Origin of the sequence: Spirillospora sp. CA-108201 (genome assembly GCF_050936235.1) — a bacterium.
In the GTDB taxonomy this organism is placed as follows: domain Bacteria; phylum Actinomycetota; class Actinomycetes; order Streptosporangiales; family Streptosporangiaceae; genus Spirillospora.
The window spans coordinates 44,238-67,256 of record NZ_JBNJNE010000002.1; the positions used below are offsets into that span (position 1 = coordinate 44,238).

Here is a 23,019-nt window from a genome sequence, read left to right on the forward strand (position 1 = left end):
CGGCCTCCCCATGGCAGGTTGAACGTGAATCTCATTCAAATTTCGTGATTCGTGGGGCCGTGAGAAGAGCAAGCGCTTGGCGGGGCCCCCGGGACGAGGGTCGACTGATGGGCAGACGGTTTCCCGGCAGGCTCTGGCTGGTCGTCACCGCCGCGTTCGTGCTGGCCCTCGGGCTGGCCGCGGGCGCGGACGCGCACATCGAGCGCCCCTCGTACTGGCCCATGCCCGGGCCGGACTGCTCGGTCAGCCCGTGCGCCGGCGGCGCGGTGCCCAAGGCCAGGAGCCTGGCCTCGGCCATCGGTACGACCAAGGGCGGTACGACCCGCGTGGTGTGCCGCCCCGACTCGCTGAAGCGGCTGGAGGCCTCGATCAGGCGGGCGCGGAAGTCGGGCTACGACATCCGGCCGCGCGACCACCGGCGGTTCAGCGCCGCGGAGGCGCGGGAGCTCACGCGGATCAACCGGGCGCTGGCCGCGCGGTGCCGGTACGGCGAGATCCAGCCCGCGGTGACCGACTCGGGCAACAACGACCGGGTCGTGGTCCTGCCGGGCGTCTACACCGAGCCCACCTCGCGTGCGAAGCCCACCCACGACAAGGCGTGCGACCCGTACAAGCTGAGCACGGGTGCCTACTCCTACCTCGGCGAGTACAGGTGCCAGAACGACGCCAACCTCATCGCCGTGCTGGGCCGTTCGCCCGGCTCCGGCAAGGACCCGGACCCGCCGCTGGTCGACCGGCACGGCATCCCCAACCGGGGCGCGTGCCTACGCTGCAACCTCCAACTGGAGGGGTCCGGCGTCAGCGCGGACGACGTGGTGGTGGAGGCCGGCGACCCCTCGTCCGGCAACGGCGGCCCGCGCCGCTCGGCGAAGGACGTCGGCATCCGCGCCGACCGGGCCGACGGCTTCGTGCTGCGGAACGTGACCGTCCGGCACGCCGAGGAGCACGACATCTACGTGCTGGAGAGCAACGGTTACCTGCTCGACCGCTTCAAGACCTTCTACGCGGGGGAGTACGGCGTGCTCACCTTCGTCGAGGACCACGGCGTGATGCAGAACTGCGAGGCGGCGGGCAACGGCGACTCCGGGCTCTATCCGGGCTCGGGCGCCAAGACCTCGGCCGGCCGCGACCCGAAGGTGTATCCGACGGCGCGCTACAGCCAGGAGATCCGCTACTGCGACTCCCACCACAACACCAGCGGCTACTCCGGCACGGACGGCAGCGGCACGTGGCTGCACCACAACAACTTCTACGACAACGGGCTCGGCTTCACGACCGACGTGTTCACCGCGGCGGGGCACCCCGGGTTCCCGCAGCAGGGCGACCTGATCGAGAAGAACGACTTCTTCTCCAACAACTTCAACCCCTACCTGCCGGGCAGTGACGTGGTGCCGACGGTGCCGGTCCCCGTCGGCACCGGCATGTGGATCGCGGGCGGCGACGACAACGTCGTGCGCGACAACCGATTCCGCGACAACCGGAGGCGCGGCGCCATGCTGTTCGCCGTCCCGGACGCCTTCGTCTGCGGGCCGGGGAACGGCCCCATCACCGGCTGCGACCCGCTGAAGCTGTCCACGTCCCACCGCAACTCGTTCCACGGCAACACGATGTCCGGCAACGGCGTGGACTTCTGGTGGGACGCCTTCCCCGGCAACGTGGGCAACTGCTGGTACTCCAACGGCAACGCGACCGGCTCCCCGAAGAACCTGCCCGACTGCCTGAACGGCAGGCTCCCCTGGCTGAGCATCGGTCTCGGCAACCTCGGGAACGAGGCGGAGCTGTTCGTCTGCATGTCCGACCTGAAGCCGGGCGGCCCATGCCCCTGGTTCAAGTCCCCGACCGCGGGGAGGGCGGCGCCCGCCGACGGCCACGACCACGGCGCGACGGGAGAACTCGACGACGCGCTGCTCGCCGCGGTGACCTGCCACTCCTGGCACGGGATGAACGCCGGCCGGCGCGACCACATGCTGACCAGGATGCAGGTGTTCATGGGCGGCCAGATCGACCATCCCGGGGCGCGCGGCACGACGCTCAGCAACCAGAAGGCGACCAGTGTCCTCGACAACGCCTGCGGCCTGTCCTTCGCGAGCCGGTTCAAGCTGTACAAGCTCTACGCCCGCGCGGCGGCGTTCACCCCGCAGCCGCAACGCTGAGTCGGCCGAGGAAACACTTCGACCACCGCGGCGACCTTTGACAAGGTGGGAGACCGTCTCACACCGGAGGAACGCCCATGCCCCGTGCCGTCACCCTGATCCGCTCCGCGTCGCTGTCCTCCGTCGCCGAGTACGCCTACGCGGCGACCGCCCCGGCGGAGGCCCGCCTGATCTTCCTCGCCGGTTCGTGCCCGCTGAACGAGGACGGCTCCACCGCCGCGGTGGGCGACTACGCAGGGCAGGCGGCCAAGGCCCTGGAGAACCTGCGGACCGCTCTGGCCGACTCCGGCGCGGCCCTGCACGACGTCATCAGCACCCGCGTCCTCGTCGCCTCCCCACGGCAGGAGGACCTGGTGGCGGCCTGGCAGGTGGTCCGCGACGCGTTCGGCGACCACGACGTCCCGAGCACCCTGATGGGCGTCACCGTCCTCGGCTACCACGACCAGCTGGTAGAGATCGAGGCCGTAGCCGCCGTGCTGGACTCCTGAGGTCGGCGCTGCTCCAGGAAGTCGTGGATGAGGGCGGCCCACTCCTGCGGTCGTTCGAGAAAGGGAAGGTGCCCGGTCGCGATCTCGGCGTAGCGCGCCCCGGCGATGCCGTCGGCGAGCTCCCGGTGGTGGGGCGGGGTGACGAGCTGGTCGAGCGTGGTGGAGATGACGAGCGTCGGCACGGCCAGTGCGGGAAGGTCGCCGCGCACGTCGACGCCCTCCATGATCAGTTCGACGTGCTCGGGAGTGCCGGGAGGAAGGGTGGCCGCACCCGTCCTGACGGCCGCGTCGAGCTCGTCCTGGCTGAGAGCGTCCACGGCCGGGGCGCTGAGCCCGATCAGGGACATGAGCCGGGCCAGCCCCTCCCGGTCCTCCCGGCGAAGCAGGTCGCGCCACAACCGGGCCGCCAGCAGGAACCGCGGATTGGGGTGGGCGAACCCTGCGGTGAGCACCAGGGCGGTGACGCGGTCGGGGTGGCGGACGGCTGCCCGGACGGCGACCGGGCAGCCCAGCGAGAACCCGGAGAGCGCGAAGGTCTCCACCCCCTCCTCGACGGCGGCGCCGACCAGTTCATCGGCCAGCGCGTCGAGCGAGAGCGGCCCGTCGGCCCGAGGCGTCCGCCCGCTACCGGGAAAGTCCGGCCCGACGACGGTGTGCCCCGCGGCCAGCACATCCATGATGGGCCCGTAGTTCGCGTCGATCCCGCCCCCGGCCCCATGGGCGAGCAGCAGCCCAGGCCCAGACCCACGCACCACACGACCAAAACCGGACCCACCCAACGCACCGGACATCCGATATCTCCCTCCATGAGGCTGCGGCACCACCGAAGCGCCGCCTCGAAGGGACGCTAGAACCTCACACCGATGTGAGAGTCAACCCGCCTCTGAACTCGACCTGTATGAGAAGCACGGACGATCGGACGATCCGAGCAGGCGAGCCAAGCAAGTTCGGAACGTGTAGCGCGAACCAGCCCAGGCACTGCCAGTGGAATGGGCGCGCACTGCCTCAACGCCCCAGAAAAGGTAGGCCACCCACGCGAGCCCAATTGTGCGTAGCAATGCACCGCTGCAAGGGAAGGGATGCGCCGCAGCAAAAGAGGGAGCCAATCCACGTGATCCCCGAGGACGTCCCCAAAAGCTCGGCCCGCGCGCAGGGGGCGTGGGGGACGGAGTCCCCCACATCGGGGGTCTGGGGGTCGCCCCCCAGGAAAGCGTTGCGGGCCACCGGGGAAGGCGCTCCGCGCCGACCAGGGTGGCCCGACTCGGGGGTCTGGGGGTCGCCCCTCAGGAAAGCGTTGCGGGCCACCGGGGAAGGCGCTCCGCGCCGACCAGGGTGGCCCGACTCGTGGGCGATACTGGGATTGAACCAGTGGCCTCTACCGTGTCAAGGTAGCGCTCTCCCACTGAGCTAATCGCCCTTGCGTGTGCTGCGAGGTGGAGACGGGATTTGAACCCGTGTACACGGCTTTGCAGGCCGTTGCCTCGCCTCTCGGCCACTCCACCAGAGCGAGGCCTGACGGGGCCTCTCAGAGCGGACGACGGGATTCGAACCCGCGACCCTCACCTTGGCAAGGTGATGCTCTACCAACTGAGCCACGTCCGCGTGCTGTTCCGGGGGGTCGCGCCCCCCGGGCTCGCACGAACAACTCTAGCGGAATCCTGGAGTGCTTGCGTACCGGTCGGTCGCGGAGTCGGTGAGCTCGGCGTGCAGGTTGTTCCAGAAGTCGAGCTCGCCGTCCTCTTCGAGGTGGGCGATGCGGCCCCAGAACTCGCGGTCCTCGGCCTCGTGGGCGGCGGCGAGCGAGAGGGCGGGCATCAGGGTCGTGCCGGCGTCCGCGGCGTCGAGGTCGGCGGGGGTGACGTCGGCGGGGAGGGCGACGGGGGTGGCGGGGCGGTGGTGCTTGCCGCGCTTGCGGACGCGGATGGGCGGGGACGTGGGGGCCTTCGCGGCGGCGGCGCGTCCGGCGGCGAGGGCCACGGTGCCGCACAGGACGAAGGCGAGGATGCCGCCGAGGACGACCTCCTGGGCGGGGACGTGCTCGGGGGCGGCGGCGGGGGCGTGCTGCTGCTCGTGGGTGCGCGTCGTGGCGGCGGGGTCGCCGACCTGGTCGACGGTGGGGGCGGGCGCGGCGTGCTTGGGGGTGTACTTGGCCTCGACCTTGATCTTCGACGGGTAGCCGAAGCCGACGACGGAGTCCATGTCGCGGGTCTTGCGCATGAGCTTGTAGCCGTCGGCGTTGCCCTCGATGGTGTGGAGCGTGTGGCCGTCGACCTTCTCGACGATGCCGACGTGGTCGATCTGGTCGATGTCGCCGGAGCCGTTCCAGTCGTAGAAGACGATGGCGCCGGGTTCGGGGTCGTGGCCCCAGGCGTCGTTCTTCTCGAACCATTTGGCATGGTCGACCGTGGAGGCGAACTGCCCGGCCTGGCCGGTGACCTCGGCCTTGTCGGCGGCCCAGGCGAGGAACATGTCGCACCAGGGCGCCGTCGAGAAGTACTCGTCGTGGTCGCCGTCGAGGTTCTTGCGGTACCACTCGCCGAACTTGGTGTAGCCGTCGCCCTTCTCGGTGTACCCGAGCTCCTTCGTGGCGATGTCGAGCAGCTTCTTGCCGATCGGGTCCATCTCGCTCCTGACGCGCCTCGCTCGTTCGGGCGAGGTGGCGCCCGACCCGGGGGACGGAACGCACCCCGGTCGAAGGTCACGTTCCGATCTCGATGGAATGTAGCCGAGGTAAACGGTGGGCGGCAACCGATTCCGCGGAAACGGTCAAAAGGGGCTACTCAGTAGTAGCCTCGCGGGAGGACGGTGACCGGACAGGGTGCGGCGCGCAGGACCTTGAGGGCCACCTCGCCCAGGAAGACGCGGTGAGCTGCGGCGTCCTCGCTGGACGCGCACACCAGCAGCTCGCCGTCGGGCCAGTCCACGTCCTCCAGCGCGTCCGCGACGTCGTCCCCCTCGGCCACGTCGGCGGTGACGTCCTCGGGGAGGAGGTCGGCGGAGTCCAGTGCGAGCCGGATGGCGAGGGCGAGGTCGTCACGGAGCGGTTCGGGGTTGACGTCGCCGATCGCCAGGGTGACCAGCCGGAGCGGCACCTCCAGGCGCTCGGCGGCCTGGGCGGCGCGGATGACCGCCTCGTCGCACTGCGGCCGCCGCACGTACATGACCGTGATCCGGGCCAGCTCGTCCGGCGGCCGGTGGCCGGACGGGGCGAGCATCACGGCCTCGGTCGCCGAGTGGAGCAGGTGGTCGGCCGCGGCGCCGACGCCGATCCGGCCGCGGGCGCCGCCCTCGGGGGAGCCGACCACGATCAGGTCGGCGCCGATCCGGCTGGCGAGCACGGTCAGGCCGCGCCCGACGCTGCGGCCCTCCTGGGCGAGCAGGTCCGCCGGCTCCCCGTCCAGGAGGTCGGCCACCTGCTCCAGCAGGGCGCGGGCCTCGCCGGCCGCGGCCGGCAGGTCCGGCGGATGGACGGTCGCGACGCTCAGCCGGCCGCCGGTCAGCGCGACGATCCCGCGGGCGAGGTCGAGTGCCTCCCGGCCGCCCGCGTCGGGGACGTACCCGGCGAGCACGTGTTCACCGATCATGTCCGAAGCATTCCCCCTGAGGGCCCGGACAGACCAGAGTGACCTTTGGGGTATTTTTGCCGGGTTGTCAGTTTTTGGGAGGATTGATGGGTGGCGAAGTGCCCGAGCTCGAAGCCGGCCGCTGGTCCATCGACCCGGTCCACTCCGAGATCACGTTCTCGGTCCGGCACCTGATGACGACGGTGCGCGGCTCGTTCCCGGACTTCGAGGGCGAAGTGGTGATCGGGGAGGACCCGCTCGACTCCACCGCCCGCGCGGAGATCCGGATGGGCTCGATCGACACCCGCAGCGCGGAGCGGGACGAGCACGTCCGCTCCGCCGACTTCCTCGACGTGCGCCGCCATCCGGTGATGAGCTTCGCCGCGACCGGTGTGGAACGTGCCAAAGTCGGCCGCCGCGCCCGCACCCCCCGCTACCACCTGTACGGCGATCTGACGATCAAGAACGTGACCCGCCCGGTCCGGCTGCTGGCCGAGTTCCACGGCGTCGGCTCCGACCCGTGGGGCGGCGTCCGCGCGGGCTTCACCGCGACCGCGACCATCAGCCGCCGCGACTTCGGCATCGAGTTCAACATCCCGCTGCAGGGCGACCGGGTCATGCTCGGCGACGAGATCGCGATCGCGCTGGAGATCCAGACCGTGTTCGCCGCCGCCGAGGCCCCCCGTCCGGGCGCCGAGGCGCCGCTCGACCGCTGATCGCCCGGCCCGGCCCGGCGCCGCGCCAGGGCCTGTTTCGAAGTGGTCCTCGGCCGTGCGCGCGAACGCGTGACCTGCCCGGTGGAGCGATGCCGGAGGCGAGCGGAACCGGGTAGATCGCGAAGCGACGCCGCGTTCGCCCCAGGCCCGGTCACGCAGCGAGCCGCTGGGCGAGCGGAGTGGGCCGGGACTCTGGAAACACAGCCTAGCCGCCCGCGCGGGAGGCGCGGGTCAGGCCGAGCAGGTCGCGGGCGGGGCCGGCGGGGCGCTGGCCGGCCGGCCACACCGCGCGCAGCGGGCGCGCTAGGTCCAGCTCGGGAACGGGCACGCAGACCAGGCGCCCGGCGGCCACCTCGTCGGCGACGGCCAGATCGCTCACCACGACCGGGCCGGCGCCGGAGACCGCCGCCGCCTTGAGCGCGGTGGTGGACGCGAGCTGCAGGAGCGGCGCCGCCGTCCCGCCGTGCGCGGCCAGCGCCCGGTCCAGGACCTCGCGCGTCCCCGACCCCTCCTCGCGCAGGACGAGCGGCGTCCGCGCCAGCTCGGCGGCCGGGACCCCGGAGCGCCGCCGCGCCCAGGGGTGCCGCGGGCCGACCACGACGACGAGCCGGTCGGTGGCGACGACGGTGCCGTGCAGCCCGGCCGGCGTGCGCGCCCCCTCCACGAACCCGAGGTCCGCGCCGCCGCCGCGCACCTGCTCGGCGACCACGGTCGAGTTGGCCGTGCGCAGGGTCACCGCGACGCCCGGGCGGACGGTCTTGAGCGTCACCAGCCAGCCCGGCATCAGGTACTCGGCGACCGTGAGGCTCGCCACGACGCGCAGCCGCCCGTCGCGCCGCTCGCGCAGCGCGTCCAGACCGGCGTCGAGCGCCTCCGCCGCCGCGACCACCTGCCGGGCCCACTCGGCGACCAGCGCGCCCTCCTCGGTGGGACGGGAGCCGCGCGGCGACCGTTCGAGCAGCGCCACGCCGATCAGCCGCTCCATCGAGCGGATCCGGGCGCTGGCGGCGGGCTGGGTGACGCCGAACTCGGCCGCCGCGCGCCCGACGCTGCCCAGCCGGACGACGGCGAGCAGCAGTTCGAGGGCGCCGAGGTCGGGGACGCGGTGCGAGACGGCCATGACCGCGATTCTACGGACCCATAGGACCGATTTATGACCTCATAGGGTCATGACCTCTACTGATGAGGGTGAACGCGGTGGAGGCTGGACGCCATGAGCCTCCCCACCCCGAACCGCGCCCTGCTGGGCGCGCTCGACCGCCCCACCGAGGTGTTCCGGCACCTCGGCCCCAACTGGTACGCGGCCGTGATGGGCACGTCGATCGTCGCGAACGGGGCGAACGCTCTGCCGGTGGACGTCCCGGGCCTGCACGCCTTCGCGGTGGCCGTCTGGGCGGGCTCGCTGCTCATGCTCCTCGCGCTCATGGCGGCGCGCGCCGTCCACTTCGCCCGGCACGCGGACGTGGCGCGGTCCCAGCTCCTGGACAACCCCGCCACGGCTGTGTTCTACGGCTGCCCGCCGATGGCGATGCTCGCCGTCGGCTACGGGACGCTCATGCTCGGCCCCGAGGTGCTCGGCGCCCGGACGGCGGTCGCCCTGGACGCCGTCCTCTGGACGCTCGGGACGCTCTACGCCGTGCTGGCCGCCGCCGGCGTCCCCTACCTCATGATCACCCGGCACAGGCCGGGACCGGCGAACCCGACCTGGCTGCTGCCCGTCGTCGCCCCCATGGTCGCCGCGGCGCTCGGGCCCGCGCTCGTCCCGCACCTGCCGGAGGGGCAGGCCCGCGCCACGCTGCTGTTCGGCTGCTACGGCCTGTTCGGCGCGAGCCTGCTGGCCACGCTGGTCCTGCTGCCCGGCATCTGGGCGCGGCTGGCAGGCGGCCCCCCGTCGCCGGTCGCCCTCACCCCGACGCTGTTCCTCGTGCTCGGGCCGCTCGGGCAGTCCACCACGGCCGTCGTGCAGATGGCGAACGCGGCGGGGCAGGCCGCGCCCGGATACGCGGCGGCGATGCGCGCGTTCGCCGTCCTCTACGGCGCGCCGGTGATGGGCTTCGCGCTGCTCTGGCTGGCCATCGCGGCGACCGCGAACCTGCGGGCGCTGCGCGGCGGCATGCCGTTCGCGATGACGTGGTGGGCGTTCACCTTCCCGGTCGGGACGTGCGTGACCGGCGCGTCGGGCCTGGCGCGGATCACCGGCCTGGACGCGCTGACCGACGTGGCCGTGCTCCTCTACGTCCTCCTCGTCACGGCCTGGGCGGTCGCCGGCGTCCAGACGGTACGGGGCGCGCTCAGCGGGCGCCTCTTCCTGCCCGCCGTGCCGCGTCCGGCGCCGCTGAGGCCGCTCCCCGCCGCCTAGCCCCGCCGCCTGGCTCCGGCCCTCAAGGCGCCCTCGCCCCCCGGCAGGAATACTCGCCGGGGGGCCGGGGTTCGGTAGGATAATTGAACGTTCTACTATCTGGAGGCCGGCATGCAGTTCGGGATCTTCACGGTCGGCGACGTCACCCCCGACCCGACCGACGGGCGCGTCCCGACCGAGGCCGAGCGGATCAAGGCCATGGTGGCGATCGCGCTCAAGGCCGAGGAGGCCGGGCTGGACGTCTTCGCGACCGGTGAGCACCACAACCCCCCGTTCGTGCCGTCCTCCCCGACGACGATGCTCGGCTACATCGCGGCGCGCACCGAGCGGCTGATCCTGTCCACCGCGACCACGCTGATCACCACGAACGACCCGGTGAAGATCGCCGAGGACTTCGCGATGCTCCAGCACCTCGCCGACGGCCGGGTGGACCTGATGATGGGGCGCGGCAACACCGGGCCCGTCTATCCCTGGTTCGGCAAGGACATCCGCGACGGCATCCCGCTCGCCATCGAGAACTACCACCTCCTCCACCGGCTGTGGCGCGAGGACGTCGTCGACTGGGAGGGCAAGCACCGCACGCCGCTCCAGTCGTTCACCTCGACGCCGCGGCCCCTGGACGGCGTCCCGCCGTTCGTCTGGCACGGCTCGATCCGCAGCCCGGAGATCGCCGAGCAGGCGGCCTTCTACGGCGACGGCTTCTTCGCCAACCACATCTTCTGGCCGACGGACCACTTCCAGCGCCTGATCGGCCTGTACCGGCGGCGCTACGAGCACTACGGTCACGGCTCGGCCGACCAGGCGATCGTCGGCCTCGGCGGGCAGGTGTTCATGCGCAGGAACTCCCAGGACGCCGTCCGCGAGTTCCGCCCGTACTTCGACAACGCGCCGGTCTACGGCCACGGGCCCTCGCTGGAGGAGTTCACCGCGGAGACGCCCCTCACGGTCGGCAGCCCGCAGCAGGTCATCGACAGGACGCTGACGTTCCGCGACCACTTCGGCGACTACCAGCGCCAGCTGTTCCTCATGGACCACGCGGGGCTGCCGCTGAAGACCGTCCTGGAGCAGATCGACATGCTGGGGGAGGAGGTCGTGCCCGTGCTGCGCAAGGAGTTCGAGTCGCTGCGCCCGGCGCACGTCCCGGCGACCGCCCCGACCCACGCGTCCCGTCTCGCCGAGGGGGTTCGATGACCTCCCTCGCCGTCGTCTCCGCCGGGCTGGGCCGGCCCTCGTCCACCCGGCTCCTGGCCGACCGGCTCGCCGAGGCCGCCGCTGAGGCCCTCCAGGGGGACGCGACCGTCGAGACGATCGAGCTGCGCGACCACGCGCACGCCATGGTCGACGCGACCCTGACCGGCTTCTCCTCCGGGGCGTTCCGCGCCGCCGCCGAGACGGTGGCGAACGCCGACGGCCTCATCGCCGTGACGCCGGTCTTCAACGCGTCCTACAGCGGGCTGTTCAAGACGTTCTTCGACGTTCTGGAGCGAGGCTCCCTGGACGGCACGCCGGTGCTGCTCGGCGCGACCGGCGGCACCGCCCGGCACTCCCTGGCGATCGATTACGCGATGCGGCCCCTGTTCGCCTATCTCCGCGCTAGCGTCGTCCCGACCGGCGTCTACGCCGCGTCCGAGGACTGGGGGAGCGCCGAGACCGCCCTGCCCGAGCGGGTCGACCGCGCCGGCGCCGAACTGGCCGCCCTGATGGGGGCCCGGCGGGCCCCGGCGAAGGACGATCCGTACGAGGCGCCCGTGCCGTTCGAGCGGCTTCTCGCGGGACACTGAACTTGAGATTTGGCTTATATAAGCCAAGCCTGTAACTTGGGTTACGTGCACGCATTCGATGTCGTGGGCGACCCCGTCCGGCGCCGGATCCTCGAGCTGCTCGCCGCCGGCGAGCGCTCGTCCGGCGAGGTCACGGACGTCGTCCGGAAGGAGTTCGGGATCTCCCAGCCCGCCGTGTCGCAGCACCTCAGGGTGCTGCGCGAGAACGGATTCGCCGTCGTGCGGGCGGAGCGGACGCGCCGGCTCTACGCTGTCGACCCAGCACCTCTGCAGGAGATCGACGCGTGGCTCGAACGCTTCCGCCGGTCCTGGACGCCGCGTCTGGACGCCCTGGCGACCGAGATCGCCCGTGGGAAGCGCGCACACCGCACGCATCACGACGACCCAGGGAGCGAGACATGATCGAAGTCACCGGCCACATCAACGCCGTCACCCGCACGGTGGGCGAGAAGGCGGTGGAGTCCGGCACCGCGAGGACCGCGACGATCAGCAGGGTCTACGACACCGGCGTCGACGACCTGTGGAACGCCGTCACCGACCCCGAGCGGATCTCCCGCTGGTTCCTGCCGGTCTCCGGCGACCTGCGGCTCGGCGGCCGCTACCAGCTGGAGGGCAACGCCAGCGGGACGATCGAGCGCTGCGACCCGCCGAAGGGGTTCGCGGCGACGTGGGAGTTCGCCGGCCAGACCACCTGGATCGAGGTCCGGCTGACCCCCGAGGCGGACGGCCGGACCCGGTTCGAGTTGGAGCACACCGCGCTCGTCGACCCCTCGCAGAACCAGTTCGGCCCGGGCGTCGTCGGCATCGGCTGGGACATGGGGCTCCTCGGCCTCACCATCCACCTGGAGTCCGACGCGGACGCCCGCAACAAGCTCGGCGACGACTGGGCCGCGTCCGAGGAGGGGCGCGAGTTCGCGCGGCAGGCCGGTGAGGGCTGGTACACCGCCGACGTCGCGGGCGGCGCCGACGAGGCCACGGCCCGCGCCGCGGCGGACTTCACCATCGCCGCCTACACCGGGGGGCAGTGACCTCCGGCGCCGAGCGCGCCCGGCGTCCGCCCCGCCTCACGCGGTGTCGTCGTTGAGACACGCCCCGGAGCCGTCTTCGGCCGCCGGCGGTGATCGGCGAGGCAGAATGGCGGGGTGGACGTCAGGGTCGGCGTCCGCGTCGAGGGGGTCGTGCAGGGCGTCGGGTTCCGGCCGTTCGTGCACGGTCTCGCGACCGGCCTCGGGCTGTCGGGGCTGGTCGGCAACGACGCGGGCGGCGTGTTCATCGAGGTCGAGGGCGCTCCCGACGAGGTCGGGCGCTTCCTGGACGGGCTGCGCACGCGCCCGCCCCGGCTCGCCCTCGTCGAGCGCGTCACCACGCGGGAACTGAGCGCCGAGGGGCGCGGCGGCTTCGCGATCGTCGGCAGCGACGCGTCGGGAGAGCGCCGGGCCCTCGTGTCATGGGACGCGGCGACCTGCGACGACTGCCTGCGCGAGATGCGCGACCCGGCGGACCGGCGCCACCGGTACCCGTTCATCAACTGCACCGGCTGCGGGCCGCGCTTCACGATCGTCACGGGCGTTCCCTACGACCGTCCGAACACGACGATGGCGGGCTTCGCGATGTGCGGCCCGTGCGCCGCCGAATACGCCGACCCGGCCGACCGCAGGTTCCACGCGCAGCCGGTGTGCTGCCCGGCCTGCGGCCCGTCCCTCACCCTGCGGCCCGGCGGCGGCGAGCCGCTGGACGCCGCGCGGGCGGTGCTCGCGAACGGCGCGGTCCTCGCGGTCAAGGGCCTCGGCGGCTACCACCTCGCGGCGCGGGCGGCGGACCGCGGCGCGGTCGCCGCGCTGCGCTCCCGCAAGCACCGCGAGGACAAGCCGTTCGCCGTGATGGTCCCCGACCTGGAGGCGGCCCGCGGCCTGTGCGAGCTCTCGGCGGCCGACGAGGAGCTGCTCACCGGGCCGCGCCGCCCGATCGTCCTGGCGCGGCGCCGGCCCGGCGCGGCCCTCGCGGACGCCGTCGCCCCGGGCAACCGGGCCGTCGGCCTCCTGCTGCCCTACACCCCGCTGCACCACCTGATCGTCACCGAACCCGTCGTCCTGACCAGCGGGAACGTCTCGGACGAGCCGATCGCCTACCGCGACGAGGACGCCCTGGAACGGCTCGCCGGCATCGCCGACGCCTTCCTCCTGCACGACCGGCCCATCCACACCCGGACCGACGACTCGGTGATGCGGACGTTCCGCGGCCGGCCGCTCCCCGTCCGCCGGTCCCGCGGCTACGCGCCGGAGCCGATCCCCGTCCCCGCCGGCCGGCCGGTGCTGGCGTGCGGCGCGGAGCTGAAGAACACGTTCTGCCTGGCCCGCGACGGCCGGGCGTTCGTCTCCCACCACGTCGGCGACCTGGAGAACCACGAGACGCTCCGCGCCTTCGAGGAGGGCGTCGGGCACTTCCGGCGCCTGTTCGACATCGCGCCCGAACTGATCGCCTACGACCCGCACCCGGAGTACCTGTCCACGAAGTACGCGCTCGACCAGGACCTGCCCGGGATCGCCGTCCAGCACCACCACGCGCACATCGCCTCCTGCCTGGCCGACAACGGCGCGGAGGGCCCGGTGATCGGCGTCGCGTTCGACGGCACCGGCTACGGCGCCGACGGCACCCTGTGGGGCGGCGAGTTCCTGGTCGCCGACCTGCGCGGCTTCGAGCGCGCCGGGCATCTGGAACCCGTTCCGCTGCCCGGCGGCGCCGCCGCGATCCGCGAGCCGTGGCGCATGGCGGCGGCCTACGGGGTCCCGGACGATCTGCCGGTGGCCCGCCGCCCCGAATGGGCCGCGGTGACCGCCCTGGCCCGGCGCGGCGTCAACGCCCCGCCGACCTCCAGCATGGGCCGCCTCTTCGACGCGGTCGCCGCCGTCCTCGGCGTCCGCGACCGCGTCAACTACGAGGGGCAGGCGGCCGTGGAACTGGAGCAGCGCGCCGACGCCACCGAGACCGGTGCCTATCCTGCGGCCCTGAACGGCACGACCGGCTTCACGGTCGCGGGCGGCGAGTTCCTGGACGCGGTGGTGGCCGACCTCAGGGCGAACGTCCCCGTCCCGACGATCGCCGCGCGCTTCCACAACGGCGTCGCGGCGCTCGTCGTCGACGCGGCCTCCCGCATCAGGTCGGAGACGGGCATCGGCACGGTCGCGCTCTCCGGCGGCGTGTTCCAGAACATGCTCCTGCTCGACCGCGCCGTCCGCGGCCTCGCCGGCGCGGGTTTCGACGTGCTGACGCACCACCGCGTCCCTCCCAACGACGGCGGCATCAGCCTCGGCCAGGCGGCCGTCGCCACCGCCCTCGGCTGATCCCGGGCCGCCCCGGCCGGATCCGGCAGCGCGGCCGCGGGCACCGGCGGCCGCTCCCGGACGGACCGTGCCCACCAGGCGCGCGGCATCGCAGGCGCCCCGTGACGCCCCGGCGGAGCTCCGCGCTCGAAGCGAAACGGCGTCGCGGCGCCCGCCCGGAGGGCGTGATCATCGGATGGCGGACGAAGGGGACGAGGCCCGGCCGAGGCCATGGGTCGTGCGGCGATGGGCCGCCCCGGTGGCGCTGGCCGTGTCCGTCGCCGCCTCCGCCGGCGCGGTGCACCTGCCGGCGGACGGATCGGCGGCCACCGCCGCGCCGCCCGGCGAACGGCGCATGCCGCGCTTCATCGTCGCGGTGGGCACGTTCGGGAGTCCCTCCCAAGGGCGTGGCCCGGAGCCGTGGTTCCAGGGCAGGGCGGTCCAGCCGGGCGGGGGACGGCCTGTGGACTCGGTGCCCGCGCCGCGCTCGGCCGGCGCGGCGCGGTCGCTCATCGCGGGGCCGGGGGGAGGGTTCGTGTTGTCCACCTTCGACGAGAAGACGTGCACGACCCGTTTCCATCGGTTCCGCCTCACCTGCGGCCGGGTGAAGGATCTCGGGCCGCTCGTCAGCGCCGCCGTCCCGGCGCGCGTGGCCGGGCTCGCCATGAGCCCGGACGGCGAACGGCTCGCCTACGCGACGGCCCCCTGCGCGAAGGCCGCTCAGCCCCGGGCGTCGGTGACCGTCCTCGACCTCGGCTCGGGCCGGACACGAGCCTGGAGCGCGGCCGCCCCCTCCCTCGTCGGTGAGATCGTCTGGGCGGGCGACGGCCGCACGCTCGGCTGCCCGACGACTCCGCCGCGACCACCACGGCCGTGATGAACCCGGACGGGCGGACGGGCTACGGCGCGATGAAGAAGGCCCGCCCGGCGAGTTACGTCCTGTTCTCCTTCGCCGCCGGCAAGCCGATGAAGGTCACTCGGAGCATCGACCTGGAACCGAAGGTCGGGATGGTCCTGGGCCTGGCCACCGACCACGGCCCCCGCTACGCCTGCCTTGGAGGAGTCGACTCCTTCGGCAGGGCGACCGAGGGCCGCTTCACGGACGCCTTGGACAGGGTCGTGGGCTGCTCGGTCGCCTACGGCTACTGACCGTCGCCCCGGCGCCCGCCGTCCGGAGCGGTGTCAGAGGTTGCCCAGCACCCGGGTCGCGGTGATCTCTATGACGACGCGGTTCGGGTTCGGGCGCGGCGGCCTGTAGCGGGCGGTGTAGAGGTCCTCCGCGTGCGCGACGGAGGCCGGGTCGGTCCGCAGGACGGCGCGGCCCTCGACGGTCGACCAGCGGCGGCCGTCCACCTGCGTGACGGCGACGGGCAGGCCGGCCGGCCCGGCGGCGCGGACGTGGCGGGCCTTCGCCGAGGAGGCCGAGGTGATCACGCGGACGGCGCCGGCGTCCAGCGTCGCGCCGACGGGGACCGAGTGCGGGGTGCCGTCCGGGCGCGGGGTGACGAGGGTGCACAGGTGGCGCTCCCGCCAGAAGGCGATGAGGCGCTCGTCGGTCAGGTCCAGCCGGTGTCGTCCCTCCACCGGGTAACCCTATCCGCACTGGCCGGAAACGACGGGTTTATGATTAGTTAGCGGAAGAAACTATCTCAGACGGGGAGGGGGCGGCGTGCCGTCCAAGCACTATCCGTGGATCGCGCTGAGCAACACGACGCTGGGCATGCTGCTGGCCACGGTCAATTCCTCGATCGTGATCATCTCGCTGCCGGCGATCTTCCGCGGCATCCATCTGAACCCCCTCGAACCGGGCAATGTCAGCTACCTGCTCTGGATGCTGATGGGCTACATGCTCGTCTCGGCGGTGCTGGTGGTGACGCTCGGGCGGCTCGGGGACATCTTCGGGCGCGTCCGGATGTACAACGCCGGGTTCGCGGTCTTCACGGTCGGGACGCTGGTGCTGGCGCTGGACCCGCTGCACGGGGGCGCCGGTGCGCTCTGGCTCATCGGCTGGCGGGTGTTCCAGGGCATCGGCGGCGCCATGCTGATGGCGAACTCGGCCGCGATCCTCACCGACGCGTTCCCCGCCCACCGGCGCGGCATGGCGATGGGCGTCAACCAGGTCGCGGGCATCGCCGGGACGTTCATCGGCCTGGTCGCCGGCGGGCTGCTGAGCGAGATCAACTGGCGGCTGGTGTTCTTCGCCTCGGCGCCCATCGGGATCGTCGGAACGGTCTGGGCGTACCGGAGCCTGGTCGAGACCGCCAAGCGGGCGGTCGGCGCGAGGATCGACTGGCTCGGCAACGCGACGTTCGCGATCGGGCTGACCTCGCTGCTCGCCGCGATCACCTACGGGATCCAGCCCTACGGCGGGCACGACATGGGCTGGACGAACCCCTGGGTGCTCGCCGGGGTCATCGGCGGCCTCGCCGTCCTGGCGCTGTTCTGCTGGATCGAGACCCGGGTCGAGCAGCCGATGTTCCACCTGAGCCTGTTCCGCATCCGGGCGTTCGCGGCCGGAAACCTGGCCGGGCTGCTCGCCGCGATCTCCCGCGGCGGGATGCAGTTCATGCTGATCATCTGGCTGCAGGGCATCTGGCTGCCGCTGCACGGCTACGACTACGAGGACACCCCGCTGTGGGCGGGCATCTACCTGCTGCCGCTCACCGCCGGCTTCCTGGTCGCCGGGCCGATCTCGGGGCACCTGTCCGACCGGCACGGCGCCCGTGCCTTCGCCTCCGGCGGGCTGGTGCTGTCGGCGCTGGCGTTCGCCGGGCTGCTGGTGATCCCGACCGACTTCGGGTACACCACCTTCGCGCTGCTGATCTTCCTCAACGGGATCGGCTCCGGCCTGTTCGCCGCCCCCAACACCACCGCGATCATGAACTCGGTGCCGGCGGACCAGCGCGGTGTGGCCTCCGGGATGCGCGCCACCTTCATGAACGCCGGCATGGTGCTGTCCATCGGCGTGTTCTTCTCGCTGATGATCGCCGGACTGGCCGACACGCTGCCGAGGACGCTGACGCAGGGCCTGACCGATCACGGCGTCCCGGCCGGTCCGGCCGCGCAGGTGGGCGAGCTGCCGCCGGTCGGCACGCTGTTCGCCGCGTTCCTCGGCTACAACCCGATCCAGAACCTGCTGGCGCCGTTCCACGTGCTCGGCGGGCTCGCGCCGGACGACGTGGCCACGCTCACCGGCCGCTCGTACTTCCCGCACCTGATCTCCGAGCCGTTCCACCACGGCCTGGTCATCGTGTTCGGCCTGGCGATCGCGATGTCGCTGGTGGCGGCGCTGGTGTCGCTGCTGCGCGGGCGCCGGTACGTGCACGACGACGACGCCGCCGGAGAGCCCGCGCTGCAGAAGGCGGGCCGCGGCGCCGCCTGACCCGCCCCCACCGGACACCTCCGGCCGAAGGCCCCCGGCCGCCCCGCGCGGCCGGGGGCCTTCCGCCGTGCTGTTGACACTGTTCCGCAAACGTTTTCATAATCCGTGGCATGGGCGGCACAGGCTCCGGCGCGGGCGCGACCGGCCGTCATGGCGCCGCCTCCGGGTCGGGCGGCGCCCCCCCTCGATCCGTGCGGCGGCGAGCCTCGCCGGGGTTTCGCCCTCCACCGTGTCGCGCGCCCTGAACAACCCCGGGCTCGTCAACGCCGAGACCCGGCGGCGCGTGCTCGGATGCGCCGAACGGCTGGGCCGCCGGCCGAACCGGGCCGCGCAGTCGCCGGTCCTCGGGCGGACCCGCAACGTCGGGCTGATCGTCCCCGACATCGCCAACCCGTTCTTCGCGCCGTTCATCAAGGGCGTCGAGGCCCACTCGCGGGGCACCGAGTGCGCGGTGGTCCCGGCCGACACCGACGAGGACACCGCGACGGAGGTCCGGTTGGCCGAGGCCATGGTCGAGCGGGTGGACGGGCTGGTCCTGTGCGCCCGCGCATGACCGGGGCGCGGCTGCGCGCCGTCGCGGCCCCGTTCGTCGTCCTGGTGATGACGCCGTTCGTGGAGCAGATCGACGCGGACGTGGAGTCGGCGGTGCTGCTGGTCATCGCCCTGATGTTCGTCAACCCGACGCAGATCGTCGCGCAGGTGAGGGAGGCCCCGGCCGAATGAGCGCCGTCCGGTTCGACTACACGGGGGAGCGGGTGCTGGTCACCGGTGCGGCGGGGCTGATCGGCCGTGCGCTGGTGCGGCGGTTCGCCGGCGCGGGCGCCGCCGTGCTCGCCGTCGACGTGGACGCGGCGGGCCTCGCGGTCCACGACGGCGACCCTCGGGTGACGACGATGGCCGGCGACCTGGCCCGCGAGGACGTCGCCGACGCCGTCTTCGCCAGGGTCGCGCGGGACGGCGGCCTGGACGTGCTCGTCAACAACGCCGCGATGACCGGGGTCCGGACGCCGTTCGTCGACATCGACGCCGGCGTCTGGGACGCGGTGATCGCCGCCAACCTGCGCTCGGCGTACCTGCTGTCGGTGCGGGCGGTCCGCCGCTGGCGCGACGCCGGGCGCGGCGGGGCGATCGTCAGCCTGTCCTCGCCGGGCGGATCCCGCGCGCACGAGAACCAGAGCGCCTACGACGTGACCAAGGCGGGCATCGAGGCGCTCAGCCGGGCGATCGCCGTGGAGCTGGGCGGCCTCGGCATCCGCGCGAACTGCATCGCCCCCGCCAGCGTCGTCGGGGAGGTCCGGCCCGCCGCCGACCTCCCGGCCGGGCGCACCACCGCGCCGGAGGAGGTCGCGGACGCGGCGCTTTACCTGGCGTCCCCGGCGGCGGCGCAGCTCAACGGGCACGTCCTGCGAGTGGACGGCGGCCTGCACGCGCGGCTGCGGACCGGCCCGTCCGAGGAGCGGCGCGACTCCTGAGACGCTCTCATGACGGGCGCGGAACGCGGACCGGCCGCCCGCGGTGCGGGCGGCCGGTCCGGAAGGCGCGGAAGAGCGCGGGCTCAGACGCGCCAGGACTGGACGAGCGCGTCCAGCGTCGCCTCGTCGTAGACGATGCCCTGGGCCTTCAGCTCCTGGGCGACCAGTTCGCCGTCGCCGTGGTGCTTGGCCAGCAGCCGGTACACCGCGTACGGGAACCAGTGGTTGTCGCTGATCCGCTGGATCTCGCTCTCGTCGCAGCGGTAGCCCTCGGCCCTGACCTCGGAGAGCGTCGCGGCGACGTCGCCGTGGCGGCGTTCGAGGATGTCGATGACGAGGGATCGCAGGTTCTCCGGCGCCGGCCCGGCGGGCGCCTCCTCCTCGGGGGCGGCCCCGTAGGAGCTGCGCCCGTTGAGGCTGCCGCGCGACGCGGCGCTGACCACGGCGAGCTCCGGCTCCGGCTCGGGGACCGGAGCGGGCGCCGGCTCGGGCTCGGGCGCGGCGGGCGCCGCCGACGGAGCGGAGGCGGCCGGAGCGGCCGGGGCCTGTGCGGCCGCGCCCGCGGGCGCGGCCTTCGGCTCGGCCCTGCCCGCGGTTCCGGACTCGATCTCCTTGCCGGAGTACCCGGGGACCTGGATCTGCGCGAACGGCCCGGTGTTGCGCAGGGGCATCAGCGTGATCTGGTTCAGCGTGACCGGACCGGCGATCGCGCGCGTCTGCGGCTCGGGCTGCTTGACCTCCTCCTCCTCATCGGCCCTCTGCGACACGTACCGGTGCAGCGTCCGCAGCAGGACGAACAGGCCGAGCATCGACACGATCGGCGGGACCGCGGCCGTGGCCTGGAAGGAGAAGGTCTTGTGGCCGACGTGGCCGACGTTGAAGATGAGGCTGGCCGTCCAGCCCGCGAGGGCGATGGTCAGCGGCAGGCAGAAGTCGAGCCAGCTCATCAGGGCACGGCGCTTTATGACGAAGGCGTCGATGGCCAGCAGGAACAACCCGAGTTCACCGACGATGATGAACAGGTCGACCAGCAGGGGGAACGACTCGGCTTTCCAGCCCCGCAGGCCGTGTTCGAGGGCCCAGTGGTAGAGACCGGCATAGGACTGGGCGAAGCCACCGGCGGTGGCGGTCAGGACCGCGGCCGCCATGAAGGCGATGGCCCCCCACCGTGTGATGACCTGTGCCCGGTTGGCAGCGCTCATGCGCGTGTGCTCCCAGATTCCTTACACAACCAAAAGTGATCGGTGGGAGACTATCCATTCCTTTGCCGTTTCGTGGGCGATTCGCATCACGTCTCGGTCCCGTTCCCCGCGAATCGGCAGGACACGCTGGGGACGACCTCGCAAAAGACCACGGGCGTGAGCCCGGGGGAAACACGGCGGGAGCCCCCCGCGGAAGCGTGGTGTGCGCCCCGCGGCGTCACGGCGGGTACCCCCGCAGCGTCACGGCGGGTACCCCCACAGCGTCATGGCGGGTACCCCCACAGCGTCATGGCGGGTACCCCCACAGCGTCATGGCGGGTACCCCCGCCAAGGCGCGCCGGTGCCTTGGCGGGGGCGGGATTCCGCGGGAGCGGTGACGGAATCCGGCCGCGGAACCCCGGTCAGGGAACCTGCAGGACGAAGTCGAACTTCGCGGTGCGTCCGCTCGGACCGGTCTGGACCTTCATGAGGAGCGCCGGGTCGTAGAGCATGTCGGAGCTGTTCCGGGGCTCGTTCGGGAAGTACAGCTGCGTCGTCAGGATCTGCTGGTAGGGGGCCTGGGCCTTGACGTGGATGTGCCGCGTGCGGCCGGGGTAGAGGCCGGGCACGATCGTCGTGAGGGTGAATTGTCCCGAAGCATCCGTGTATTGATGTCCACGGAGTGTGTAGCCGTAATTGTCGTAATTGCCGTAATAGTCCGCCTGCCAGAAGTCGAGCAGGGCGTGGGCCACCGGCTTGCACGACACCGAGTACACGATCCCGGACACGGTGAGGGGGTCCCCGGCATCCCGGGCGTCACGATCGACGCGCGCTCGGGGGAGCCGGGCTTGAAGTAGGGGCCCTCCATCTGCGAGTGCGTCAGGGTGTCGTCCCCGTCGTCGCACTTGGGCGTGGGGGTGAGCGGCTGCTGCTCCGTGCCGGCCTGCGCTGGCGCGGCCACCGCGGACACGGCGGTGGGCAGCACGAGCGCGCCGATGCCCGCCGCTCCCGCGGCGACGATGAAGTTCTTGCGGCTGATGCCGTTCTCCTGGCCGTCGCCGGTGCCGGGCTCGTGGCCGGTGCCGGTCTCCTGCTCGTCCGCTGGCATGGGGGTTCCTTACCTTCTTCCTGGGTGTTCGTTCCTGACCGTCCGTAGGGTTGGGAGGACCCCGGGAGCGCCAGGTATGGCTTTCATGGGTTTGCCACCTGGGTGGCTTGAGAGGATTGGCCGCCTGGCGCTCCAAGACGACCCGACCGCTGATTGGGATGCGCGAACAGATCGCTGTGTAAGGACACGACGGCGCGGTCGTCTGCGGGACCCCCATGTGAGCTGCGACGACGGAGGAGCCCGATGCCACGCATTTGGGCAGGTGTGGACGCGGGTAAGACCCACCACCACTGCACCGTGATCGACCCCGACGGCAACCGGCTGCTGTCCAGGAAGGTGGTCAACGACGAAGCCGAGATCCTGGGCCTCATCGCCGAGGCCAACGCCTTGGGTGAAGACCTGCGGTGGGCGATCGACCTCAACAGCGGTGGAGGGGCCCTGCTCATCACCCTGCTGCTCGGCCACGGCCAGGACCTGGTCTACATCCCGGGGCGCACCGTCCACCACGCCTCCGGCGCCTACCGGGGCGGCGGCAAGACCGACGCAAAGGACGCCTTCATCATCGCCGACCAGGCCCGCATGCGCCGGGACCTGCACCCGATCGCGTCCTTCGACGAGATCGCCACGGACCTGCGCATCCTCACCGGCCGCCGTACCGACCTGGCCTGCGATCGCACCCGGACCATCAACCGGCTGCGCGACCAGCTCCTGGGCTACTTTCCCGCCCTGGAGCGCGCCTTCGACTACAGCAACAGCAAGGCCGCCCTGACACTGCTCACCGGCTACCGCACCCCCACCTCGCTGCGCAAGATCGGCCAGGCCCGGCTGGAGACATGGCTGCGGGCCCGCAAGGTCCGCAACCCTGCCCGCGTGGCCCTGGCCGCGATCGAGGCCGCCCAGGCCCAGCACACCACGGTCACGGGCGAGAAGACCGCCGCCGCCGTGGTCGAGCGCCTGGCCGAGGAGGTGATCGCCCTGGATGCCGAACTCGCCGAGACCGACGCGGCCATCCAGGCCCGGTTTCGCGAGCACGAACACGCCGCGGTGATCACCAGCCTGCCCGGCATCGGCCCCCTCCTGGGCGCGGAGTTCATCGCCGCCACCGGCGGCGACATGGCCGCGTTCGGCAGCGCGGACCGGCTGGCCGGTGTCTCGGGACTCGCGCCGGTACCCCGGGACTCGGGCAAGATCAGCGGCAACCTGCGCCGGCCCCGGCGCTACAGCCGCCGCCTGCTGCGAGTGTTCTACATGTCCGCCATGGTCAGCATCCGCTGCTGTCCCGCCTCCAAAGCGTTCTACGAGCGCAAGAGGGCCGAGGGCAAGAAGCACATCCAGGCCGTGCTCGCGTTGGCCCGCCGCAGAGTCAACGTGCTGTGGGCGATGCTCAGAGACGGACGCGTCTACATGGCTGCACCCACCCTGAAACTGACCACAGCAGCCTGAACCGCTCACGATCGGTTACGGCGTCGGGTTGACAACCTCATTGGGAATCCTCT

Annotated in this window: 23 protein-coding genes and 3 tRNA genes; 16 read left to right on the plus strand and 10 right to left on the minus strand. The window is 72.4% G+C overall.

Annotated elements, in window-relative coordinates:
• The first annotated feature begins 107 nt into the window (after positions 1-107).
• Together ACQEU6_RS46080 and ACQEU6_RS46085 are read left to right on the plus strand one after the other, a co-directional pair.
• On the plus strand, positions 108-2,153 hold the full coding sequence (locus tag ACQEU6_RS46080) for a right-handed parallel beta-helix repeat-containing protein (RefSeq protein ID WP_499328369.1): 2,046 nt from the start codon (positions 108-110) through the stop codon (positions 2,151-2,153).
• 77 nt (positions 2,154-2,230) lie between these two features.
• A complete protein-coding gene (locus tag ACQEU6_RS46085; RefSeq protein WP_499328370.1) occupies positions 2,231-2,641 on the plus strand; it encodes a RidA family protein in 411 nt (136 codons plus the stop codon).
• Here the strand turns inward: ACQEU6_RS46085 and ACQEU6_RS46090 are convergent.
• The 6 genes from ACQEU6_RS46090 to ACQEU6_RS46115 form a co-directional block, all read right to left on the minus strand.
• Positions 2,587-3,393 (minus strand): alpha/beta fold hydrolase, encoded by an 807-nt coding sequence (locus ACQEU6_RS46090; RefSeq protein WP_499328372.1) that lies wholly within the window; start codon positions 3,391-3,393, stop codon positions 2,587-2,589. The two genes, ACQEU6_RS46085 and ACQEU6_RS46090, sit on opposite strands and share 55 nt — an antisense overlap.
• A 593-nt stretch (positions 3,394-3,986) precedes the next feature.
• Positions 3,987-4,058: transfer RNA gene (locus ACQEU6_RS46095), tRNA-Val, on the minus strand.
• A gap of 14 nt (positions 4,059-4,072) precedes the next feature.
• Positions 4,073-4,143, minus strand: a tRNA-Cys gene (locus ACQEU6_RS46100).
• 27 nt (positions 4,144-4,170) lie between these two features.
• Positions 4,171-4,243 (minus strand) — tRNA-Gly (locus ACQEU6_RS46105).
• A gap of 45 nt (positions 4,244-4,288) precedes the next feature.
• Entirely contained in the window at positions 4,289-5,263 is a 975-nt protein-coding gene (locus ACQEU6_RS46110) for a CHAP domain-containing protein (RefSeq protein ID WP_499328374.1), read from the minus strand.
• A gap of 158 nt (positions 5,264-5,421) precedes the next feature.
• Positions 5,422-6,225, minus strand: a complete 804-nt coding sequence (locus ACQEU6_RS46115) for a universal stress protein (RefSeq protein ID WP_499328376.1) — start codon at positions 6,223-6,225, stop codon at positions 5,422-5,424.
• Between the two features lie 86 nt (positions 6,226-6,311).
• On the opposite strand from ACQEU6_RS46115, the gene ACQEU6_RS46120 reads away from it, so the two are divergent.
• On the plus strand, positions 6,312-6,920 hold the full coding sequence (locus ACQEU6_RS46120) for a YceI family protein (protein ID WP_499328378.1): 609 nt from the start codon (positions 6,312-6,314) through the stop codon (positions 6,918-6,920).
• 205 nt (positions 6,921-7,125) lie between these two features.
• Here the strand turns inward: ACQEU6_RS46120 and ACQEU6_RS46125 are convergent, their stop codons facing one another.
• Entirely contained in the window at positions 7,126-8,040 is a 915-nt protein-coding gene (locus tag ACQEU6_RS46125) for a LysR family transcriptional regulator (protein WP_499328380.1), read from the minus strand.
• 93 nt (positions 8,041-8,133) lie between these two features.
• Here ACQEU6_RS46125 and ACQEU6_RS46130 point away from each other — a divergent pair, with 93 nt between their 5' ends.
• The 8 genes from ACQEU6_RS46130 to ACQEU6_RS46165 all read left to right on the plus strand — a co-directional run bounded on the left by ACQEU6_RS46130 (position 8,134) and on the right by ACQEU6_RS46165 (position 15,529).
• Positions 8,134-9,279, plus strand: a complete 1,146-nt coding sequence (locus ACQEU6_RS46130) for a TDT family transporter (protein WP_499328382.1) — start codon at positions 8,134-8,136, stop codon at positions 9,277-9,279.
• A 111-nt stretch (positions 9,280-9,390) separates the two neighbouring features.
• Positions 9,391-10,470, plus strand: a complete 1,080-nt coding sequence (locus ACQEU6_RS46135; RefSeq protein WP_499328384.1) for an LLM class flavin-dependent oxidoreductase — start codon at positions 9,391-9,393, stop codon at positions 10,468-10,470.
• Positions 10,467-11,060 (plus strand): CE1759 family FMN reductase, encoded by a 594-nt coding sequence (locus ACQEU6_RS46140; protein WP_499328386.1) that lies wholly within the window; start codon positions 10,467-10,469, stop codon positions 11,058-11,060. Before ACQEU6_RS46135 ends, ACQEU6_RS46140 begins: the two co-directional genes overlap by 4 nt.
• A gap of 45 nt (positions 11,061-11,105) precedes the next feature.
• On the plus strand, positions 11,106-11,462 hold the full coding sequence (locus tag ACQEU6_RS46145) for an ArsR/SmtB family transcription factor (protein WP_499328387.1): 357 nt from the start codon (positions 11,106-11,108) through the stop codon (positions 11,460-11,462).
• Complete coding sequence (locus ACQEU6_RS46150; RefSeq protein WP_499328389.1) at positions 11,459-12,088, plus strand: SRPBCC family protein; 630 nt, start codon at positions 11,459-11,461, stop codon at positions 12,086-12,088. The genes ACQEU6_RS46145 and ACQEU6_RS46150 overlap by 4 nt, the downstream gene beginning before the upstream one ends.
• 114 nt (positions 12,089-12,202) lie before the next feature.
• The gene (hypF, locus tag ACQEU6_RS46155) at positions 12,203-14,401 is read left to right on the plus strand and encodes a carbamoyltransferase HypF (protein WP_499328391.1); all 2,199 of its coding nucleotides are present in this window, start codon (positions 12,203-12,205) and stop codon (positions 14,399-14,401) included.
• A 175-nt stretch (positions 14,402-14,576) separates the two neighbouring features.
• Positions 14,577-15,257: a hypothetical protein gene (locus ACQEU6_RS46160; protein ID WP_499328393.1), complete on the plus strand. Its 681-nt coding sequence runs from the start codon at positions 14,577-14,579 to the stop codon at positions 15,255-15,257.
• The gene (locus tag ACQEU6_RS46165) at positions 15,257-15,529 is read left to right on the plus strand and encodes a hypothetical protein (RefSeq protein ID WP_499328395.1); all 273 of its coding nucleotides are present in this window, start codon (positions 15,257-15,259) and stop codon (positions 15,527-15,529) included. The genes ACQEU6_RS46160 and ACQEU6_RS46165 overlap by 1 nt, the downstream gene beginning before the upstream one ends.
• Before the next feature lie 33 nt (positions 15,530-15,562).
• Here ACQEU6_RS46165 and ACQEU6_RS46170 read toward each other — a convergent pair whose 3' ends face one another.
• Positions 15,563-15,964 (minus strand): pyridoxamine 5'-phosphate oxidase family protein, encoded by a 402-nt coding sequence (locus ACQEU6_RS46170; protein ID WP_499328397.1) that lies wholly within the window; start codon positions 15,962-15,964, stop codon positions 15,563-15,565.
• Between the two features lie 85 nt (positions 15,965-16,049).
• On the opposite strand from ACQEU6_RS46170, the gene ACQEU6_RS46175 reads away from it, so the two are divergent.
• The 4 genes from ACQEU6_RS46175 to ACQEU6_RS46190 all read left to right on the plus strand — a co-directional run bounded on the left by ACQEU6_RS46175 (position 16,050) and on the right by ACQEU6_RS46190 (position 19,234).
• On the plus strand, positions 16,050-17,762 hold the full coding sequence (locus tag ACQEU6_RS46175) for an MFS transporter (protein ID WP_499328398.1): 1,713 nt from the start codon (positions 16,050-16,052) through the stop codon (positions 17,760-17,762).
• A 67-nt stretch (positions 17,763-17,829) separates the two neighbouring features.
• A complete protein-coding gene (locus ACQEU6_RS46180) occupies positions 17,830-18,315 on the plus strand; it encodes a LacI family DNA-binding transcriptional regulator (protein WP_499328400.1) in 486 nt (161 codons plus the stop codon).
• Positions 18,312-18,485, plus strand: coding sequence for a hypothetical protein (locus ACQEU6_RS46185; RefSeq protein WP_499328402.1), 174 nt, complete (start codon positions 18,312-18,314; stop codon positions 18,483-18,485). The genes ACQEU6_RS46180 and ACQEU6_RS46185 overlap by 4 nt, the downstream gene beginning before the upstream one ends.
• Positions 18,482-19,234, plus strand: coding sequence for an SDR family NAD(P)-dependent oxidoreductase (locus ACQEU6_RS46190; RefSeq protein WP_499328404.1), 753 nt, complete (start codon positions 18,482-18,484; stop codon positions 19,232-19,234). Before ACQEU6_RS46185 ends, ACQEU6_RS46190 begins: the two co-directional genes overlap by 4 nt.
• Before the next feature lie 83 nt (positions 19,235-19,317).
• Here the strand turns inward: ACQEU6_RS46190 and ACQEU6_RS46195 are convergent, their stop codons facing one another.
• The gene (locus ACQEU6_RS46195) at positions 19,318-20,436 is read right to left on the minus strand and encodes a DUF2637 domain-containing protein (RefSeq protein ID WP_499328406.1); all 1,119 of its coding nucleotides are present in this window, start codon (positions 20,434-20,436) and stop codon (positions 19,318-19,320) included.
• A 401-nt stretch (positions 20,437-20,837) separates the two neighbouring features.
• Positions 20,838-21,203, minus strand: a complete 366-nt coding sequence (locus tag ACQEU6_RS46200) for a dioxygenase family protein (protein ID WP_499328408.1) — start codon at positions 21,201-21,203, stop codon at positions 20,838-20,840.
• Between the two features lie 563 nt (positions 21,204-21,766).
• Between ACQEU6_RS46200 and ACQEU6_RS46205 the strand changes: the two genes are divergently transcribed.
• On the plus strand, positions 21,767-22,966 hold the full coding sequence (locus ACQEU6_RS46205; RefSeq protein ID WP_499328410.1) for an IS110 family RNA-guided transposase: 1,200 nt from the start codon (positions 21,767-21,769) through the stop codon (positions 22,964-22,966).
• Positions 22,967-23,019: the final 53 nt, after the last annotated feature.